The following is a 12,562-nucleotide window of genomic DNA, read 5'->3' on the forward strand; positions in this document are numbered from 1 at the left end:
GGGATGGGCGGCAGTAGTCAGACCGGTAGTGGAAAACGCTTCGCGGTTTTCCACCCTACGCTCGACGCAAGGGGGCCGAGCGGTGAATAAACCAGACGGCAGGGGCGCCGATATCCGCCGAGCCCCGCTTGCCGGCCCGCAATCAGCTGTCGCGGGCGCTCTTGACGCGGTGATCCCAGCGACGCTTGGCGAAGCGGCGCATGTTCGGGATGTCGTCGGTTTCGTCCATGATCGGCTTGCCGATGATGGTTTCCATGATGTCTTCGAGCGTGACCAGCCCTCGCCAGCTGCCGAATTCGTCATAGACCAGGCACATGTGCTGGCGCTCGTGCAGCAGCTGGGTCATGAGGCTTTCGACGCTGGTGGTCTCCGGCGCGACCTTCAGGGGCTTCATGATCGACGACACCGGCGCGTCGTCATCGGCCGCCGCCAGCGCGTCATAACGGAAGACCACGCCGAGGGGGCTTTCGTCCTCGCCGATCACCGGGTAGCGCGAGAACTGGCTGTCGGCGACCTTCTCCTTGAACGAGCCGATGGTGGCGTCGGGCAAGGTGTAATGGCACACCGTGCGTGGCGTCATGACGTCGCGAACCCTGACCTCGTGCAAGTCCAGGATATTGCTGATGACGCGCTGCTCGTCCTCGTCGAGGCTGTTCGTCTCGCGGCCGAGCAAGGTCAGCGCCTTGATCTCCTGGCGGATGTCGTGCTCCGGCTCCTTGCCGCCGAACAGTCGCATGATCATGTCGGACAGCAGGATGAAGGGCTTGAGCATCCAGATCATGCCGTTCAGGACGGGAGGCAGGTACGGTGCCAGGGCTCGCCAGTAACGGGCGCCGATGGTCTTGGGAAGGATTTCGGACAGCACCAGGATCAGGACCGTCATGACGGCGGAGGCGGCGCCGACGTACCCGTTGCCGAACACGACGGTGACCTGCGCACCCACGCCGGTCGCGCCGACCGTGTGGGCGACGGTATTGAGCGTGAGAATCGCGGCCAGGGGCTGGTCGACCTTGTCCTTGAGCACCTTCAGCCGCTCGTAGAGCCTGGGCTTGGTGGCTTTCTGGTGGGCGATGAAGCTGGGGGTCAGCGAGAGCAGTGCGGCTTCCAGGATCGAACAGATGAAGGAAACCAGGATGGATAAGACAGCGAACGCTATCAGGAGGGTCATGAGCCAAAAGGATCGTTGCTAAGGGCCGTCCAATCTACAGCAACGCCACAACACGGTAATCGAAAGCCTGGAATGGGCTGCAACATTTTGTTTCCTCCGGCGTGTTCGCCTGACGAATACCGGTTGGACAGCAACCCGCAAAGGAATTCCTTTCGACTGCACCGTTCGTCGCCCGCGAGCCCGTTTCTCGTGGGCCGGACCACCGCCCGGCCCGCGAGAAAGGCGGCCCTTGCTCAGACGGGCTGGTAGCTGCCGGGCACCGGCGCGAAGGATACACCGAAGCGATTCCAGGCGTTGATGGCCGCCACCGCCAGGGTGAGGTTGGCGAGCTGCGGCTCGGAGAAGTGCCGGCGCACCTCATCGAACAGCGCCTGGTCGACCCCCTGCGGCAACAGGGTGTTGGCCTCCGCCCAGGCCAGCGCGGCACGCTCGCGGTTGGTGAAGAACGGCGTCTCGCGCCAGGCGCTCAGGGCATAGATGCGCTGCTCGGTCTCGCCCAGCGCGCGGGCATCCTTGGTATGCATGTCGATACAGAAGGCGCAGTGGTTGAGCTGCGAGACGCGGATCTTGACCAGCTCCATCAGGGGCTTGTCGACACCCTCCTCGCTGCGGCTCTGGCGGGCCAGGTAGGTTTCCAGCCCCATCATCGCCTTGATCGCCTCGGGGGCGGCAGCCTGGTAGTTCATGCGCATGGTGGACTCTCCTCTCGGTGTGAATGTGGAGCCCAGCCTACGCAGCCACCGGCGTGCGCTATTGTAGAATTTCGACATCCTTCAACGCCGGGGGCAGCATGCCCACACTGCATGAACGCCTGCCGCGCATCCCGGGCTTCCTCGCCCGTCCGCCGAGCCCGGCGCTGGCTGCCCATGTGCAGCGCTTCTGGTGGATCGAAGGCGCTGCGGGCGCCACCTACGACATGCAGATGCTGCACCCGGACGGCGGCAGCGGCGTCATCTTCAACTTCGCCGACCCGTTGAGCCTGGATGGCGTCCTGCACAGGCCCGCCGCACTGGTCGCCGGCCCGCAGCTGTCCAGCGCCCGGCTGCAGCTCGCCGGCCGGGTGAAGCTGATGGGCGTGCGTTTTCGCCCCGGCATGGGCGCCCTCTTCTTCGGCATGGGCCTGGACGAACTGTCGGGCTTTCACGGGGATGGAGGGCCCGGCCTGCGGTTGACGACCCTGACCGACGCGCTGGCCGATCTGGACCGGGACGGGCAACAGCGGCTGGTCGAGCAGGCGTTGCTGGCGCGCCTGGCGGCTGCGCGCGAGCAGCGCTCCCCGGTGCAGCAGCTGTTGAGCCAGATCGCCGCCAGTGGCGGCGGCGCACGCCTGTCGGACCTGATGCAGGCCGTGCCGCTCGGCCAGCGACAGCTGGAGCGGCTGTTCCGCCACCAGGTCGGCCTGTCGCCCAAGCAGTTCAGCCGCATCCAGCGCGTGGCCCTGAGCCGCCGCGAACTGCAGTTGGGCACGCCGCTGCTGGACACCGCCCTGGCCTGCGGCTACAGCGACCAGGCCCACTTCATCCACGACTTCAAGACCGTGGTCGGCATGACGCCAGGGCAGTACCGGTTGCGTGCGCAGCCCCCGACGCGGCGTTAAACCCCCTTACAAATCCACCGGCAAGGTCATCGCCCCACGCAGTAACGTGAACCCCTCACTTCAGAGGAGGATGGTTATGAAGCGTATCCCCATGCAGATTGCCAGCACGCTAGCGCTCGGTTTCGTCTCGCTCGCCGCAACGGCAGCGACCGAGGCGATCAAGCAGGACCAGTGGCCCTTCAGCGCGACACCCCGCGCCACCTTCGCCGAACCCTGGGCCATGACGTTCCTGCCGGACGGCACCGCACTCGTGACCGAAAAGGGCGGCACGCTCAAGCACGTCGACGTGCAGACGGGCGATGCCCGCGATATCGACGGCGTTCCGGAAGTGGCCTATGGCGGGCAAGGCGGGCTTGGGGACGTCATCCTTCACCCGAACTACGCGCAGAACCGCGTCATCTACCTCAGCTACGCCGAACAGGGCGAGGGCGGCGACCGGGGCGCGGCCCTCGCCCGTGCGACCCTGGAGCTGGGGGACGACGGTGGTTCGCTTTCCGATGTGGAGGTGATCTGGCGCCAGACGCCCAAGTTCTCGGGGCGGGGACACTACGCCCATCGCCTCGCCTTCGGCCCGGACGGCAAGCTGTGGATCTCCTCGGGTGATCGGCAAGAGTTCACGCCGGCCCAGGACATGAACAGCAACCTGGGCAAGATCCTGCGCCTGAACGACGACGGCAGCGTGCCGTCCGACAACCCGTTCGCCGACAAGGGCGGCGTGACGGCGCAGATCTGGTCGCTGGGGCAACGCAACCCCCTGGGGATCGCGTTCGACGCGCAAGGCCGCCTGTGGGAACACGAGATGGGCCCCGAGGGCGGCGACGAGTTCAACCTGATCCAGAAAGGCGGCAACTACGGCTATCCGGAAGTCTCGGAGGGCGAGCACTACGATGGGACGCCGATCCCCAACCACGACACGCGGCCTGAATTCATCGCGCCCAAGATTTCCTGGACACCGGTGATCTCCCCGGCCGGCCTCATCATTTACGGCGGCGATCGGTTTGCCGACTGGAACGGCGATGCCTTCATCGGTGGCCTTTCGTTCAAGGGCCTGGTGCGCGTCACCCTGGACGGCGAGGAGGCCACCGAGGCGGCACGTTACGACCTGGGCTCGCGCATCCGCGAAGTCGAAGAAGGCCCGGACGGCAGCATCTGGGTACTCGAGGACGGTAAAGGCGGTCGCCTGCTCCAGCTGCAGCCCAAGTAACCCCGACTGCACAGGGCCGCGGCAGGCGGCCTTGTGCTCCCTTCGCATCGGCCCGCCTGCGGCCTTCAGCCGGCCAGCCGGCCCATCAGGTTCTCCGTCGTGGTCACCTCGCCGAACTCGTAGGCGAAGGTGGTCAGCGCGACACGCTGGACGTCGGCGGCGCTCACCGCCCCCCAGCCGAGGTCGGGATAGTCCATCGCGGCGTTGGCATCGCTCAGGGCGATGACCTTGTATTCGCGGTGCACGGCGTCGCGGATGGTGGTGTCGCAGCAGACGTTGGTGACGGTGCCGCAGACGACCAGGGTGTCGATGTCGCGCGCACGCAGCACGGTGTCCAGGTCGGTGTTGTGAAAGCCGCTGTAGAACAACTTGTCGACCACCACGTCACCGGGCCTCGGGCTCAGGGCCTCGATGACCTGGATGCCCGGGTCGTCCCGCGCGAGGATGCGGTCCACGTTCGGATACAGGTCGCGCATGCGCCCGGTGTCGCTGCCATCGCCGCGCACCACGTGGCGCAGGTAGATGACCGGCACCGCCGCCGCGCGGGCGCACTCGAGCAGTGCGGCGATCGGCTGGATGATGGCGGCGGTGGCCGGCACGTACAGCGCACCGTCGGGTTCGCAGAACACCTTCTGCATGTCCACGACGACGATGGCGGTGCGGCCGCGATGTAGCGGCCAGGTGATCAGGGGTTTGCCCATGCTCGGACTCCTTGGAGGGGGCCCGATGCGCCGTCAGCGCGGTCGAACCCCGTTGAGTATCAGCGCCTGCAGGCTGTGCAGCGCCTCTTCGAAAAACACCGGGTCATCCAGCGTCCTGCCGGCGACCGCCTCGACCTGGACGCGGAAATCGGCGTAGTGCTGGGTGGTGGCCCAGAGCGAGAAGATCAGGTGATGGGGCTCGACCGGAGCCAGCTTGCCGGCATCGATCCAGCCCTGGATCACCGCGACCTTGTTCTCGACGAGTTCACGCAAAGGCTGTTCCAACTCGCCCAGCAGCAGCGGCGCGCCCTGCATGATTTCCATGCAGAACAGCCGGGACTCCTCGGGGTGGTCGCGGGAGAGTTCGAGCTTCACCCGCAGGTAGTCGCCGATCGCCTCGACCGGGTCCTGCTCGACGGAAAACGCCTTGAGCGGCCGCAGCCAGACCTCCAGCAGCTGGCGCAATACGCTGACGTAGAGCTCCTCCTTGCTACCGAAGTAGTACAGCAGGTTGGTCTTGGAGACGTCGGCCTGGCTGGCGACCTGATCGAGGCTGGTGCCATGCAGGCCGAAGCGGGAAAACAGCCCCAGCGCCGCTTCGATGATCTGGGCGCGCTTGGCCTCCATCTGCTCGGCACGGCGGCGCAGCGACGCGGCGCTGGGCGTACGGGTCTTCTTCGGCGCGGGCGCCTTGCTCTTGGCGGGCGGGCGTTTGACGGGGGTTTTGTCGGACACGGGTCGTCGGGATCGGGCAACAGGGAGGCGGTACTGTAGCGGAAAGGCGCGTGCGGGTGACGAGTCGCAAGGCCGCATCGACAGGCCCGTCCGATGGCCCCCGCCGGGCGCCGTGGCGCCCCATGAGCGCGCACCGGCGCACAAAACGAGTGCTCTAAAGTAGACCAATTGGTCCGCAGCAAGCGCCGACCATTTTGCAAGCATCTGAAAGCAAAGCACTTTCGAAACATGGCCCGCATCCTGCTCTGGCTCTGTCAACGCTCGCCCCCGAGGGCGGCCCCACAGGTACCTGGCAGAGAGGATCACCCATGGACGTTGGCGTCTTTATCCCGATCGGCAACAACGGCTGGCTCATTTCCGAAAACGCGCCGCAATACATGCCGACCTTCGAACTCAACAAGGCCATCGTGCAGAAGGCCGAGCACTACGGCTTCGACTTCGCGCTCTCGATGATCAAGCTGCGCGGCTTCGGCGGGAAGACCGAGTTCTGGGAGCACAACCTGGAGTCCTTCACGCTGATGGCGGGCCTCGCCGCCGTGACCAGCAAGATCCAGCTGTTCGCCACCGCCGCCACCCTGACCCTGCCGCCGGCCATCGTCGCGCGCATGGCCTCGACCATCGACTCGATCTCGAACGGCCGCTTCGGCGTCAACCTGGTCACCGGCTGGCAGAAGCCCGAGTACAGCCAGATGGGCCTGTGGCCGGGCGATGAATTCTTCGGCACCCGTTACCAGTACCTCGGCGAGTACGCCCAGGTGCTGCGCGATCTCTGGGCGACCGGCCGCAGCGACTTCAAGGGCGAGCACTTCCGGATGGAAGACTGCCGCGTCAGCCCGATCCCGCAGGCGGAGATGAAGATCATCTGCGCCGGCTCGTCGGACGCCGGCATGGCCTTCTCGGCGCAGTACGCCGACTACAACTTCTGCTTCGGCAAGGGCGTGAACACGCCCACCGCCTTCGCCCCGGCCACCGAGCGCCTGCTCAAGGCCACCGAGAAGACCGGCCGCACCGTGACCTCCTGCGTGCTGTTCATGGTCATCGCCGACGAGACCGACGAGGCCGCCCGTGCCCGCTGGGAGCACTACAAGGCCGGCGCCGACCAGGACGCCATCGCCTGGCTCGGCGAACAGGGCGCGGCGGACAAGACCTCCGGCAGCGACACCAACGTGCGGCAGATGGCCGACCCGACCTCGGCGGTGAACATCAACATGGGCACCCTCGTCGGCTCCTACGCCAACGTGGCCCGCATGCTCGACGAGATCGCCACGGTGCCCGGCATGCAGGGCGTGATGCTGACCTTCGACGACTTCCTCGAAGGCGTCGAGGCCTTCGGCCAGAAGATCCAGCCGCTGATGCACAGCCGGCGCCACATCGAACCGCTGAAGGAGTCCGCCTGATGAATGCCGCCGAACACTTTTCCGGTTACGCACCGGACCCGACCGGCGCCGCGCTGAAGCTGCCGGCGCGCCCCGAGCCGCTGGCGATGAAGGCCAGCGAGACGGCGCTGATCGTGGTGGACATGCAGAACGCCTATGCGACCCGCGGGGGCTACCTGGACCTGGCCGGCTTCGACGTGTCGAGCACGGGGCCGGTGATCGAGAAGATCGCCCGGGCGCTCGCCACCGCCCGCGCGGCGGGCATCCAGGTGATCTTCCTGCAGAACGGCTGGGACGACCGCTACGTCGAGGCCGGCGGCCCGGGCTCGCCCAACTGGCACAAGTCCAATGCGCTGAAGACCATGCGCAAGCGCCCCGAACTGGCCGGCACGCTGCTGGCCAAGGGCGGCTGGGACTACCAGCTGGTGGACGCCCTCGAGCCGCAGCCGGGCGACATCGTGGTGCCCAAGCCGCGCTACAGCGGCTTCTTCAACTCGCACCTGGACAGCACCCTGCGCGCCCGCGGCATCCGCAACCTGGTGTTCACCGGCATCGCCACCAACGTGTGCGTGGAGTCGACCCTGCGTGACGGCTTCCACCTCGAATATTTCGGCGTGGTGCTGGCCGACGCCACCCACCAGGCCGGGCCGGAATTCGCCCAGCAGGCGGCGCTGTACAACATCGAGACGTTCTTCGGCTGGGTGTCCGGCGTGGACGACTTCTGCGCCACCTTCGCCAACGCCGAGGCCACCGCCCGCGCGCTGTAACCACAACGACAACGCGCCGCCTCGCCGGCGCGCCATGCCTTGCAAGGAATCACCGACATGCCCAAGCAATCGATCATCCCCGCCGGCTCCGGCAAACCGCTCGCCCCCTACGTGCCCGGTTCCATGGCCGACGGCATCCTCTACGTCGCCGGCACCCTGCCCTTCGACAAGGACAACAACGTGGTCCACGTCGGCGATGCCGCCGCCCAGACCCGCCACGTGCTGGAAACCATCAAGGGCGTCGTCGAGGCCGCCGGCGGCACCCTAGACGACGTGACCTTCAACATGATCATGCTCACCGACTGGGCCAACTACGGGAAGGTCAACGAGGTGTACGCCGAATACTTCCCCGGCGAGAAGCCGGCGCGCTACTGCATCCAGTGCGGCCTGGTGAAGCCCGATGCGCTGATCGAGATCGCCAGCATCGCCCACGTCGGCCGGTAAGGCTCGCCGACGCACGCATCACCGCCAGCGGAGGGACACCATGCATTACGAACTTCACGGCCGCCCGGAGCCGGACGCACCGACGCTGGTGCTCTGCTCGGGCCTCGGCGGCGCCGGCGCGTTCTGGACGCCGCAGCTGCCGGCGCTGATCGACGACTACCGGGTGCTGGTCTACGACCAGCGCGGCACCGGCAAGAGCCCGGCGCAGATTCCCGAGGGCTATTCGATCGAGGCGATGGCCCGCGAGCTGATCGAGCTGCTCGACGCCGTGGGCATCGCGCGCTGCCACTTCGTCGGCCATGCCCTCGGCGGGCTGGTCGGCCTGCAGATCGCCCTGATGCGGCCGCAGCTGTTGCAGAGCCAGGTGCTGGTCAACGCCTGGAGCAGCCCCAACCCGCACAGCGCGCGCTGCTTCGCGGTGCGCACCCACCTGCTGCGCGACAGCGGCCCGGCGGCCTTCGTCCAGGCCCAGGCGCTGTTCCTCTACCCGCCGACCTGGATCGCCGAAAACAGCCAGCGCCTGGCCCGCGACGACGCCCACGCGCTGGCGCACTTCCCCGGACAGGACAATGTCCTGCGGCGCATCGGCGCGCTGCTGGCCTTCGATATCGAAGACCGGCTCGCCAGCATCACCACGCCGACCTTGCTGATCGCCAACCGCGACGACATGCTGGTGCCCTGGACCCGCTCGCAGCACCTGGCCGACCGTTTGCCCGACGCGCGTCTGGAACTGCTCGATCATGGCGGCCATGCCTCCAGCGTCAGCGACACGCCCACCTTCAACCGAATCCTGCTCGAGCACCTGGCGCGGCAGCGCGACCCGGCGACGGCAGCCTAAAGGAACCCTCCATGCCCACTCCGCTCGATTCCATCGCCCTGGCCGCCCTGCTCGGCGAGGCCCGCACCCACAGCTACTGGCTGCCCGGCGAGATCCCCGACAGCCTGCTGCGCCAGCTCTACGAGCTGGTCCGCCAGGGACCGACCGCGGTCAACAGCTGCCCGGGCCGCTTCGTCTTCGTACGCACGCCCCAGGGCAAGGAAAAGCTCGCGCCCTGCCTGTCCAAGGGCAACCTGGAAAAGACCATGAGCGCGCCGGTGACGGTCATCGTCGCCTATGACGAGGACTTTCCCGAGACCCTGCCCGCACTCTTCCCCCATGCCGATGCGCGCAGCTGGTACGCCGGCCAGGCGGCGCTGATCACCGAGAACGCCCTGCGCAACAGCTCGCTGCAAGCCGGCTACCTGATCCTCGCGGCCCGGGCGCTGGGGCTCGATTGCGGGCCGATGTCGGGCTTCGACGCCAAGGCGCTGGACGAGGCCTTCTTCGCCGGCACCACCTGGAAATCCAACCTGTTGATCAACCTCGGCTACGGCGATGCCAGCAAGCTGCGCGACCGCCTGCCGCGACTGCCATTCGAAAAGGCCTGCGTTCTGGCCTGATGGAGGAACGTCCATGCAACTGGCTACCCTCGAGACGATCCGCGACCTGCCGGCGCCGGTGTCCCGGCTCGACTACCGCGACGCCATGGCCCACATGGCTGCGGCGGTGAACATCGTCACCACCGACGGCCCGGCCGGACGCGCCGGCTTCACCGCGACCGCGGTGTGCAGCGTCAGCGACGAGCCGCCGACCCTGCTGGTCTGCCTCAACCGCTCGGCCTCGGTGCATGCGGTGTTCGCCGCGCACCAGGCCCTGTGCGTGAACACCCTGTGCGACGACCAGCGCGCGCTGTCCAACCTGTTCGGCGGCAAGACCGACATGGCCGAGCGCTTCGCCGCCGCCCACTGGACCACCGCCGTGACCGGGGCGCCGCTGCTCGAGGGGGCGGCGGTCTCGTTCGACTGCCGCATCAGCCACAGCACCAGCGTCGGCACCCATGACATCCTCTATTGCGAAGTGCTCGCCGTGCGCCAGCGCGACGCCGCCGACGCGCTGGTCTACTTCGGCCGCAACTACCACGGGCTGCCCGGCGCGGCCTGCTGATCCGGCCGTTCTTGTAGGGCGCTCGGGGACGCCGGGCCTCGACCGCAATTGCTCCGATGCCCTTTTTCGCGGTCGAGACCGCTTCCACGGGGCCACCGGCACGAGGCCGTCCAGGCCGTAGGGCGTGATGCGCCAGCGCTCGCCCCGACTTTCTCATTGATGGTTTCAGCTCCGGTGCGCTTTGCCTGGTGGGAGCGGCCGGGACGCCGGGGCTCGACCGCAATGGCGCCCCTTCCAGATGCAACAAACAGCATTCGCCATCGCGCTATTAAATGTTATGTTATAACAGTTAATTCATCCTTGAACCGAAGCGCCATGACCGAAGCCGAACTTCTCGCCCAGCCTGCCGGGCACTACATGAACGACGAGCAGCAGGCGTTCTTTCGTGACCTGTTGCTGGCCCAGCGCAGCGACCTGCAGCAGCGCATCTCGAACGAATTCGAAGGCCTGCGCGAGCAGGAGCCCAGCAGCGATCCCGCCGACGTGGGCAGCGCCGAGGAGCAGCGCCAGTGGCAGCTGCGCGTGCTCGAACGCAACAAGAAGCTGCTCGACAAGATCGACGAGGCCTTGCAGCGCCTGGCCCGTGGCGAATACGGCTGGTGCCGCGAGACCGGCGAGCCGATCGGCCTCAGGCGCCTGCTGCTAAGGCCCACCGCCGAACTGTGCATCGAAGCCAAAGAGCGCCAGGAAGCGCGCGAAAGACACCACCGCAACGCCTGAGGACACCCCCATGGATAACCGTCTCCCCGTCACCGTGCTGTCCGGCTTTCTCGGCGCCGGCAAGAGCACCCTGCTCAACCACATCCTGAAGAACCGCGACGGCCGCAAGGTCGCGGTGATCGTCAACGACATGAGCGAGATCAACATCGACGGCAGCGAAGTGCAGCGCGACGTCACCCTCAACCGCGCCGAGGAAAAGCTCGTCGAGATGAGCAACGGCTGCATCTGCTGCACCCTGCGCGAAGACCTGCTGGAGGAAGTCGCCACCCTTGCCCGCGACGGCCGCTTCGACTACCTGCTGATCGAATCCACCGGAATCTCCGAGCCGCTGCCGGTCGCCGAGACCTTCACCTTTCGCGACGAGCAGGGCCAGAGCCTGGCGGACCTGGCGCGCCTGGACACCCTGGTCACGGTGGTCGACGGGGTGAACTTCCTGCGCGACTTCCATGAGGCCGAGAGCCTCGAAAGCCGCGGCGAGACCCTGGGCGAAGACGATGAACGCGCGATCACCGACCTGCTGATCGAGCAGGTGGAATTCGCCGACGTCATCCTCATCAGTAAGATCGACCTGATCTCCAGCGCCGAACGCGAAGAGCTGACCGCCATCCTCCAGCGCCTCAATACCCACGCCGAGATCCTGCCGATGAGCATGGGCGCGGTGCCGCTGGAGAAGATCCTCGACACCGGCCGCTTCGACTTCGCCCGCGCGGCCGAGGCGCCGGGCTGGCTCAAGGAGCTGCGCGGCGAGCACGTCCCGGAAACCGAGGAATACGGCATCGCCTCCAGCGCCTATCGCGCCCGTCGCCCGTTCCATCCGCAGCGCTTCTTCGATTTCCTCGGGCGGGGGTGGAGCAATGGCCGCCTGCTGCGCTCCAAGGGCTTCTTCTGGCTGGCCAGCAAGCCGCAGGAAGCGGGCAGCTGGTCCCAGGCCGGCGGCCTGATGCGTCACGGGTACGCCGGCCGCTGGTGGCGCTTCGTCCCGCGCAGCCAGTGGCCGAGCGACGAGGACGGGCTGCAGGCGATCATGCGCAACTGGCAAGAGGGCATCGGCGATTGCCGCCAGGAACTGGTGTTCATCGGCCAGAACATCGACTTCGCCCGCCTGACCGCCGAGCTGGACGCCTGCCTGCTGAACGAGGCGGAACTGGCCGCCGGCATCGAGGCCTGGCTGGAGCTGCCCGATCCGTTCGGCCCCTGGCACGAGGAGGCCGCCTGATGCTGGCCCGGCAACGCTCGTTCGGGCCGCAGCAGCGATTCGGCGACGCGCCGGCGGTACTCGGGGAAGCCCTGCGCGACGGGGTCAACCTGGCGGTCTGGCGACGCGCGCTCTCACCGCAGCTGCGCGACTTCTGCCAGGCCGTCGCGGCCAATCCCGCGCCGCTGGCCGAGTCGCGGGTCCTGGACGTGGAGGGTGACGCCCCCTGCGTGCTGGAGTCGTTCGCAACGGCCTGTCGCGGCCTGGACGGCTATCCGGACTTCATCGATGACGTGACCTGGCTGACCGGCGCCTTTGCCTGCCTGGTCGATGCGCGTCGGGTCGGTGTCAGGCTGCGCCTGCTGGACCAGGCCATGTGCCCGCGCTTTCACGTGGACCATGTGCCGTTACGACTGATCACCACCTATGTCGGCACGGGCAGCCAGTGGCTGCGCGAAGAGACGATGCCGCGCCAGCGCCTGGGCGATCCGGCCGCCGAGCCGGTCGAGGCAAGGATGATCGAGCAGCTTCCGACCGGCGCGGTCGCGCTGTTCAAGGGCGAGAAATGGCAAGGCAACGAGGGCGCCGGGATCATCCACCGTTCGCCGCCGAGCGATGGCGGACGGCGCCTGATCCTGACCCTGGATTGGCTGGCCTGAACCAGGGCTTGC

Annotated in this window: 15 protein-coding genes; 11 read left to right on the forward strand and 4 right to left on the reverse strand. The window is 67.3% G+C overall.

The genetic code is table 11. The annotated features are described in order from the left end of the window. Positions 1-142: 142 nt before the first annotated feature. Positions 143-1,168 carry a CNNM domain-containing protein gene (locus tag DN824_RS11245; protein ID WP_138408494.1) on the reverse strand — a complete coding sequence of 342 codons (1,026 nt, stop codon included), beginning with the start codon at positions 1,166-1,168 and terminating at the stop codon, positions 143-145. Positions 1,169-1,401: 233 nt separating this feature from the next. Next, complete coding sequence (locus DN824_RS11250; protein WP_138408495.1) at positions 1,402-1,860, reverse strand: carboxymuconolactone decarboxylase family protein; 459 nt, start codon at positions 1,858-1,860, stop codon at positions 1,402-1,404. A gap of 98 nt (positions 1,861-1,958) precedes the next feature. Between DN824_RS11250 and DN824_RS11255 the strand changes: the two genes are divergently transcribed. Together DN824_RS11255 and DN824_RS11260 are read left to right on the forward strand one after the other, a co-directional pair. Next, positions 1,959-2,765: a helix-turn-helix transcriptional regulator gene (locus DN824_RS11255; protein WP_138408496.1), complete on the forward strand. Its 807-nt coding sequence runs from the start codon at positions 1,959-1,961 to the stop codon at positions 2,763-2,765. A gap of 76 nt (positions 2,766-2,841) precedes the next feature. Further along, on the forward strand, positions 2,842-3,969 hold the full coding sequence (locus tag DN824_RS11260; RefSeq protein WP_138408497.1) for a PQQ-dependent sugar dehydrogenase: 1,128 nt from the start codon (positions 2,842-2,844) through the stop codon (positions 3,967-3,969). Between the two features lie 65 nt (positions 3,970-4,034). Here the strand turns inward: DN824_RS11260 and DN824_RS11265 are convergent, their stop codons facing one another. Both DN824_RS11265 and rutR read right to left on the reverse strand, forming a co-directional pair. After that, positions 4,035-4,670: a cysteine hydrolase family protein gene (locus DN824_RS11265; protein WP_138408498.1), complete on the reverse strand. Its 636-nt coding sequence runs from the start codon at positions 4,668-4,670 to the stop codon at positions 4,035-4,037. 33 nt (positions 4,671-4,703) lie between these two features. Next, positions 4,704-5,405, reverse strand: a complete 702-nt coding sequence (gene rutR, locus DN824_RS11270) for an HTH-type transcriptional regulator RutR (protein WP_414718413.1) — start codon at positions 5,403-5,405, stop codon at positions 4,704-4,706. Between the two features lie 308 nt (positions 5,406-5,713). Here rutR and rutA point away from each other — a divergent pair, with 308 nt between their 5' ends. The 9 genes from rutA (at position 5,714) to DN824_RS11315 (ending at position 12,550) form a co-directional block, all read left to right on the forward strand. Further along, positions 5,714-6,802, forward strand: coding sequence for a pyrimidine utilization protein A (gene rutA / locus DN824_RS11275; RefSeq protein WP_138408500.1), 1,089 nt, complete (start codon positions 5,714-5,716; stop codon positions 6,800-6,802). After that, entirely contained in the window at positions 6,802-7,548 is a 747-nt protein-coding gene (rutB, locus tag DN824_RS11280; RefSeq protein ID WP_138408501.1) for a pyrimidine utilization protein B, read from the forward strand. The genes rutA and rutB overlap by 1 nt, the downstream gene beginning before the upstream one ends. 57 nt (positions 7,549-7,605) lie before the next feature. Continuing rightward, positions 7,606-7,992, forward strand: coding sequence for a pyrimidine utilization protein C (gene rutC, locus DN824_RS11285; RefSeq protein WP_138408502.1), 387 nt, complete (start codon positions 7,606-7,608; stop codon positions 7,990-7,992). Positions 7,993-8,032: 40 nt separating this feature from the next. Then, positions 8,033-8,830, forward strand: coding sequence for a pyrimidine utilization protein D (gene rutD / locus DN824_RS11290; RefSeq protein ID WP_138408503.1), 798 nt, complete (start codon positions 8,033-8,035; stop codon positions 8,828-8,830). Between the two features lie 11 nt (positions 8,831-8,841). Further along, positions 8,842-9,432 (forward strand): malonic semialdehyde reductase, encoded by a 591-nt coding sequence (locus DN824_RS11295; protein WP_138408504.1) that lies wholly within the window; start codon positions 8,842-8,844, stop codon positions 9,430-9,432. A gap of 13 nt (positions 9,433-9,445) precedes the next feature. Continuing rightward, complete coding sequence (gene rutF / locus DN824_RS11300; RefSeq protein WP_138408505.1) at positions 9,446-9,976, forward strand: NADH-dependent FMN reductase RutF; 531 nt, start codon at positions 9,446-9,448, stop codon at positions 9,974-9,976. A 315-nt stretch (positions 9,977-10,291) separates the two neighbouring features. Continuing rightward, positions 10,292-10,696, forward strand: coding sequence for an RNA polymerase-binding protein DksA (gene dksA, locus DN824_RS11305; RefSeq protein ID WP_138408506.1), 405 nt, complete (start codon positions 10,292-10,294; stop codon positions 10,694-10,696). A gap of 10 nt (positions 10,697-10,706) precedes the next feature. Beyond that, on the forward strand, positions 10,707-11,912 hold the full coding sequence (gene zigA / locus DN824_RS11310) for a zinc metallochaperone GTPase ZigA (RefSeq protein WP_138408507.1): 1,206 nt from the start codon (positions 10,707-10,709) through the stop codon (positions 11,910-11,912). Beyond that, positions 11,912-12,550 carry a DUF1826 domain-containing protein gene (locus tag DN824_RS11315; protein WP_138408508.1) on the forward strand — a complete coding sequence of 213 codons (639 nt, stop codon included), beginning with the start codon at positions 11,912-11,914 and terminating at the stop codon, positions 12,548-12,550. The genes zigA and DN824_RS11315 overlap by 1 nt, the downstream gene beginning before the upstream one ends. Positions 12,551-12,562: the final 12 nt, after the last annotated feature.

Origin of the sequence: Stutzerimonas nosocomialis (assembly GCF_005876855.1) — a bacterium.
GTDB lineage: Bacteria > Pseudomonadota > Gammaproteobacteria > Pseudomonadales > Pseudomonadaceae > Stutzerimonas > Stutzerimonas nosocomialis.

Bases quoted from the DNA above. Each gene is read 5' to 3' on its own strand.
- rutD (WP_138408503.1), top strand. From the start codon at position 8,033: ATGCATTACGAACTTCACGGCCGCCCGGAGCCGGACGCACCGACGCTG.
- DN824_RS11295 (WP_138408504.1), top strand. From the start codon at position 8,842: ATGCCCACTCCGCTCGATTCCATCGCCCTGGCCGCCCTGCTCGGCGAG.
- rutC (WP_138408502.1), top strand. From the start codon at position 7,606: ATGCCCAAGCAATCGATCATCCCCGCCGGCTCCGGCAAACCGCTCGCC.
- DN824_RS11255 (WP_138408496.1), top strand. From the start codon at position 1,959: ATGCCCACACTGCATGAACGCCTGCCGCGCATCCCGGGCTTCCTCGCC.
- DN824_RS11260 (WP_138408497.1), top strand. From the start codon at position 2,842: ATGAAGCGTATCCCCATGCAGATTGCCAGCACGCTAGCGCTCGGTTTC.
- rutF (WP_138408505.1), top strand. From the start codon at position 9,446: ATGCAACTGGCTACCCTCGAGACGATCCGCGACCTGCCGGCGCCGGTG.
- DN824_RS11250 (WP_138408495.1), bottom strand. From the start codon at position 1,860: ATGCGCATGAACTACCAGGCTGCCGCCCCCGAGGCGATCAAGGCGATG.
- rutB (WP_138408501.1), top strand. From the start codon at position 6,802: ATGAATGCCGCCGAACACTTTTCCGGTTACGCACCGGACCCGACCGGC.
- DN824_RS11245 (WP_138408494.1), bottom strand. From the start codon at position 1,168: ATGACCCTCCTGATAGCGTTCGCTGTCTTATCCATCCTGGTTTCCTTC.
- rutA (WP_138408500.1), top strand. From the start codon at position 5,714: ATGGACGTTGGCGTCTTTATCCCGATCGGCAACAACGGCTGGCTCATT.
- DN824_RS11315 (WP_138408508.1), top strand. From the start codon at position 11,912: ATGCTGGCCCGGCAACGCTCGTTCGGGCCGCAGCAGCGATTCGGCGAC.
- zigA (WP_138408507.1), top strand. From the start codon at position 10,707: ATGGATAACCGTCTCCCCGTCACCGTGCTGTCCGGCTTTCTCGGCGCC.
- DN824_RS11265 (WP_138408498.1), bottom strand. From the start codon at position 4,670: ATGGGCAAACCCCTGATCACCTGGCCGCTACATCGCGGCCGCACCGCC.
- dksA (WP_138408506.1), top strand. From the start codon at position 10,292: ATGACCGAAGCCGAACTTCTCGCCCAGCCTGCCGGGCACTACATGAAC.